Source organism: Nostoc sp. UIC 10630 (assembly GCF_010747425.1).
In the GTDB taxonomy this organism is placed as follows: domain Bacteria; phylum Cyanobacteriota; class Cyanobacteriia; order Cyanobacteriales; family Nostocaceae; genus Nostoc.
Genome location: NZ_JAAGOG010000340.1, coordinates 1 through 5,069, shown reverse-complemented (window position 1 = coordinate 5,069; position 5,069 = coordinate 1). Strand labels below are relative to the sequence as shown.

General features: G+C 39.3%; 7 protein-coding genes. 6 read left to right on the top strand and 1 reads right to left on the bottom strand.

The window, feature by feature from the left end; all coding sequences use genetic code 11:
• The 6 genes from G1O98_RS36785 to G1O98_RS36760 form a co-directional block, all read left to right on the top strand.
• The coding region (locus G1O98_RS36785; RefSeq protein ID WP_163939205.1) for a hypothetical protein at positions 1-792 on the top strand (792 nt) is incomplete at its 5' end.
• Positions 793-797: 5 nt separating this feature from the next.
• Entirely contained in the window at positions 798-1,088 is a 291-nt protein-coding gene (locus G1O98_RS36780) for a hypothetical protein (RefSeq protein ID WP_163939204.1), read from the top strand.
• A 608-nt stretch (positions 1,089-1,696) separates the two neighbouring features.
• Positions 1,697-1,894 carry a DUF2811 domain-containing protein gene (locus G1O98_RS36775; RefSeq protein ID WP_069074080.1) on the top strand — a complete coding sequence of 66 codons (198 nt, stop codon included), beginning with the start codon at positions 1,697-1,699 and terminating at the stop codon, positions 1,892-1,894.
• Between the two features lie 96 nt (positions 1,895-1,990).
• Positions 1,991-2,374, top strand: coding sequence for a hypothetical protein (locus G1O98_RS36770; protein ID WP_163939202.1), 384 nt, complete (start codon positions 1,991-1,993; stop codon positions 2,372-2,374).
• 438 nt (positions 2,375-2,812) lie between these two features.
• Entirely contained in the window at positions 2,813-3,001 is a 189-nt protein-coding gene (locus G1O98_RS36765) for a hypothetical protein (RefSeq protein WP_163939200.1), read from the top strand.
• A gap of 181 nt (positions 3,002-3,182) precedes the next feature.
• Positions 3,183-3,644 carry a hypothetical protein gene (locus G1O98_RS36760; protein ID WP_163939198.1) on the top strand — a complete coding sequence of 154 codons (462 nt, stop codon included), beginning with the start codon at positions 3,183-3,185 and terminating at the stop codon, positions 3,642-3,644.
• A gap of 267 nt (positions 3,645-3,911) precedes the next feature.
• Here G1O98_RS36760 and G1O98_RS40480 read toward each other — a convergent pair whose 3' ends face one another.
• Positions 3,912-4,688 (bottom strand): hypothetical protein, encoded by a 777-nt coding sequence (locus G1O98_RS40480; protein WP_243458651.1) that lies wholly within the window; start codon positions 4,686-4,688, stop codon positions 3,912-3,914.
• Positions 4,689-5,069: the final 381 nt, after the last annotated feature.

Sequence of the window (5,069 nt, the reverse complement as noted above, 5' to 3'; positions counted from 1 at the left end):
TACACAGTTGGAGAATCAGCTTTCCGTACAGGAAATTATTTTGACCGAAACACTGATAACAATGAAAACAAAGTCAACAACGCATTATTGACTTTATTCGGTGCATTGGCACATCTACCACACCGTAAGGCTTGGCATTTAAAATTAGTCGTCAGCTTACATGATGTCGCTCTAGCTGACGAATTGCAAAAAGTACTAAACGGAGAATATCAGCCAATACTTGCTGGCAAACAATCAGACGTGAAAGTAGAAGTCCTGAAAGTCGTACTAGAAGGGATGGGTGCATTGTTTGGGCATCAACTACCGAAAAAATTAACCATTTTAGATTTTGGCAATGGCACAACTCTGTATTCTCGTTACAACCAAGGGAAACGAGAAGTTCACACTGCCTACCCCACAGGCGTAGAAGTTCTCATTAATGATATTTCCCAAAAGATGAAGCATTTAAATGGCGGGAAAATTGGGGATGCCTCCAAGATCCGATTTTGTCTGGAAATGGGGCATACTCGGTACAGCCGGGATATTGATATCAAAGATGTATACAGTACTTGTTTGAAAGATTGGTATGAAAAATACTTGAAGAAAGTAGTGAATCTGACGCTTGATGCTAAACACCAAGGGGATGAAATCTGGGCGATTGGTGGAGGCTGCCTCTTACCTGGATTTAAGAAGCTTTTAGAGAAGAATGGGTTCAAAATACTGGACAACCCAGTGGAAGCTAATGTCTTTGGGCTTCTACAAATGGCAAAAGCCATCAGTAGCAAGAATTCGCCTACTACATCTCCTAACTGATCACAATGACAGAAAAATTTGACTTAGCTCCCATAAAAATTCGGCTTAAAGAAAACTACCGAGAACGCATATTTGCAGAGTCCCAACAACTAGGTAAAAGTTACCTGGAGACGCTTTACTTTATTATTGATTGCTATTTTGTTTTCATCAAGGCTGGATTAGCCACACAACAAGTAGCTTTTACGCCGATTACTACTGAGTCGAACAAACTTCCTTCAATGACTTCAACTCCATTGGTACAAGAGAAAGAAGAAGATTCTTCAAGCGAAACCTTCAGCCTTGACTTTGATTTGTAACCTCAAAGGAAGTTGTTAATTACACACAAGGTTATTCCACTATGACGCGAAAAGAATTTTTCCGCTAGAGTTGTCACTGAGCCGAAGATTTGTCTGTAGCATAGGATCTACTGTATTTTCAGCCCCTGACAATCGCAGAGCTTACATTAGAACTTTTTGCAATTCTTATCATTAGCTCTACTTTTTCTAACTGATTCCACAGACTTTCCACAGCTACTTCTACTATTTTCCACAGTTGTTTGACAAGATAATCGGCTTCTATTCATCCACTGGGGATTTTGTCATGACTGTAGCCATCACTCTGTCTTACGGAGTTTTTGTTAAGTTGCGTAAAGAAAATCTATCTCTAACCCTAGCTTTCACGTAATTATTTATTTTTTCTATATTTATGTTTAATATTTTGCAACATTGACAAACCAAGCCAGTCAGCACACAATAAATCGACTAGCCTTTGCCGTCTATTCCATCTTAAACATCGACTGTATAAAACTATTCAGTTGCTAGCACAGGTGGTTTGACAACTAAAGAATGGGGTGAAACAGGACAACTACTGCATCACCTCTGGCTTATTGTCCTTATTGATTTGCTTTTTCGGAAGCTTTGATCGCATGAACTCAACCCAAAACATCTTGACTAATCTTCCTGAAACACTACATCAGTCTTTAAACAGCTATCTAGAACAGCATCCTGATTGGGATGAACATCGCCTTATTACCGCAGCTATCTCACTGTTTCTGTTGCAAAATGCTGATGGAGATCGCCGTGTTTCCCAGGTTTATCTAGAAGCTCTGTTTCGCCGAGGCTAATTTACAACATACCTGAATCTGCTATTCCCTAAAAGTCATACTAAACAAAAGCTAAATTAAACGATACACTCAGAAAGATTTCTTGAGTCAGGATTAATGGCAAGCGAATCTGAGACAAAACCTAAAATATCTACTGCTGAATTACTGACACTTCCAGATGAGACACAAACTCAAGGGATCGCTGAATCAGTGGAAAATGCCCTAGATAGTGACGAAATCTTAAATTCACTCAAAACCTTACTTAGCACTTTAGAAAAGCTACAAAAAGTCCGCCTTGAAGCTGGTGATATTATACTTGTGATTGAGCAGATGCTTGATGGCGAAATCGTCAGAGGTGAAGAAATTGAAAAAGCCAAAACTGGTGCCAGCACGCTTAATCGCCTAGTTCGTGCTTATAGTGACCACCATGCTGCACTATTTAAATCACAACCTGCTCGTACTTTACTTGATCTTGTACTCAACTCCAATCCAGCTAATTAAAACTCGCTTTCATTTGTTTGTAAAAGATACATTAAACTCGAAAACTGAGTTTTCAATTTAAAAAGCCCTGTAAAAATCCAGGGCTCTGTTTTATATTGCAGTTTATTAAATGCCAGCTTAAAATCTTTGCCAGCGCTTTTTATACACATATTATCGCTCAATCGCTTGGGTAAAAATAGCGCAGAACTAACCAATTTCTACCCATCTTACCTGGGTATTCCCTTAATAATTTATTTAGACTTGCACACCCCTTTACCGAGAAATCACTTATCAACAGATTTTGCAGCTGCCTTACAGCAAGAGCCGAACAAGCCCTTATAACCTGCTTTGAATATACCGTAACGCTAGCAGGCGTTTGTTTCCAGGCTTTTTGTCAGGAATTTACCGCGATCGCACTCTGTAACATCTGCATAACATTCACATTTCATCCTTACCTGTGTGCCATCTCGGTATTATCGGCTGAATACTGATGATCTCGTGTTTGCTCAGAACTTACTTGATTATCGGCAGAGGCAACGGGAGGAAGGGGCGATTGCGCTTCATCAGTTGCCGCAACGACTGAAAAACATTACTCCCATTCGACCGAGAGCTAATCTGTCTCTGTTAGTAAAGCTGATGGTGAGCTAATAAAGAACAGATTGGGCACTAGCAAGTTGCTCTACTTTCAGTGTATTTCTGGAAAATAGATTGTGCCGTATGTAGTCTAAGATAAATATCAATTTAGCTCCTCTGCTTGGTAATCATTAATCACTTTGTCAAAAAATTCATAATTTTTCTTGATAACAGTTGAATATTCAAAGGAAAAGTAATGCTCAATATAGATTTAGAACAACTCCTTTACACTGTACAAATAGATTTTCAAACAGAGATTACTAAGATTGCTGGACAAGTTTTTAACAACACTGAGTTTCAGTTATCTGCTCGAAAAATCGGTAAGGTTCATGCAGCTTTAGTTGTACCACAAATGTATTTAAAATCCTTACATAAAGACTCTCAAAATATTTTTGACACTAATTTAGCTATTACTTTTAAAAGTAATAACCGTGCTGTCGGAAATTTTCAAGTAAATTATTTACCTAAAATAAATATCTTAACTATATCTGGGTACTACAAAGATGGCACCGCTTATCTGTGTTATTCTCCAGCGATGAATCCTGATTGGTACAATGGCAAAGGTTATAAAATAGCTCGTCCTGATTGTATTGGAGAAAAGTTTGAGTTGTTAGCGAACAAGTTTTATCCATTTTTTGAAGAATGTTTTGCAGTTTAATTCTAATTAAACCCATTGTCAGGATGGCTATAGAGCGACAGATTGTTGTCACAAATCTAAATCCTTCTGCATTGCATATTCTTGCACATTTATACAACTTTATGCCAACAACCATAAAAGTTAGACTTTTTTACAGTCAAGCTTATAAGCAAGAAGAACTTAATTGATAATTTGTCGTTACAGTCAAATAATCTGTTGCTCTATACAAACTTTTATTTTCATGTCAAAACAGCGTATGACATTCTTAGGCATTTTTCATATTATTCTTCAATCTTCCTCACCTTCATATTCCTCTTCATCCTCCTCATATTCATAATCAGCATAGTCTTTCCCGTGTTTTTCGTACCACAGGCGTTCTTCCTCAATAGCCGCCTCTCGCTGTATTCTTTTCCGTTCTGCCATCTCTGCTTCTAAACGTTCTTGCTCTAATTTCTCCTTCTCAATTCTTTCTTTCAAAAGCCTTTCTCGCTCTTGGGTTTCTTGGTCTACCCTCTCCTTCTCAATTCTGATTAATCGCTGCTCGATTCGCCAACAGTAGAAATCCAAAGCCTTGCCCGTCGCGGCTCCGGTAACTGTACCACCCACTAGAAAGATGAGTCCGGTTCTCCAGCCTTCAATCGGGCCACCGCTCCACTGCAAGCTTTTTTGGTTAAACCACACCAGCACAGAGAAGACAGAAATTCCAACTACTGTATTGATCAGAGCAAAAACTCTTGGTGTAATCTCAGTCTGGCAGAGAATTAGCCACTGTCCTAGCCAGAGTATTGCACCAAAGATGACAGCCGCGATCGCGCTCATAACCAAATGATCTGGATATCTGAACGGATCTAGCGTCATATTAATGATCAATGGCGTAAATATCAGCGCACAGAGCAAAAAGCCAATGAATAAGCCAGCAACACTTATCAGGCTCCAGTAGCGACCAAGATAACCAAGGCGGAATTCCAATATCCACTCTTGTACGGGAAGCATTGTGACGTAAAACGCGATTCCTGCACTGACGTAATCGAGCATTGGCAGTTGTTTTACCTTTGTATTTAGCATATTTGGCATAACCGTGCCAAAGCGGACAAGAGCGTCAATGACCTTCGTTATCAGGATAATCCTTATCTAATAAGGCTTTTAAGCTTATCCCGGTTTTCAGTTCGCCTGTTACTCAAGCCCCATTCTCATAAAACCGCTTCATGCAAACTGAGTGAAAAAATCCCTGCGCCAACAGAAGGGTTCATTCATAATATAGGTACGCTGCACGTCAGATACGAACGTTCCATTTATCATTCTTTGCGGTTCGACACCATATCAAACATAGTGGCGCGACTCTGGATGAAAGCAAAATCAGGAACTAATATATAGGACTAATATTTGATTTCTGAAAAAGCTCCGTACATTTGAAGGGTGGGGAAATCAAAGGTCGTGTGTCGGATA

What these genes read in the sequence shown, in the direction of transcription:
- G1O98_RS36780 (WP_163939204.1), top strand. Translation starts at nt 798, where the DNA reads ATGACAGAAAAATTTGACTTAGCTCCCATAAAAATTCGGCTTAAAGAA.
- G1O98_RS36775 (WP_069074080.1), top strand. Translation starts at nt 1,697, where the DNA reads ATGAACTCAACCCAAAACATCTTGACTAATCTTCCTGAAACACTACAT.
- G1O98_RS36770 (WP_163939202.1), top strand. Translation starts at nt 1,991, where the DNA reads ATGGCAAGCGAATCTGAGACAAAACCTAAAATATCTACTGCTGAATTA.
- G1O98_RS36760 (WP_163939198.1), top strand. Translation starts at nt 3,183, where the DNA reads ATGCTCAATATAGATTTAGAACAACTCCTTTACACTGTACAAATAGAT.
- G1O98_RS40480 (WP_243458651.1), bottom strand. Translation starts at nt 4,688, where the DNA reads ATGCTAAATACAAAGGTAAAACAACTGCCAATGCTCGATTACGTCAGT.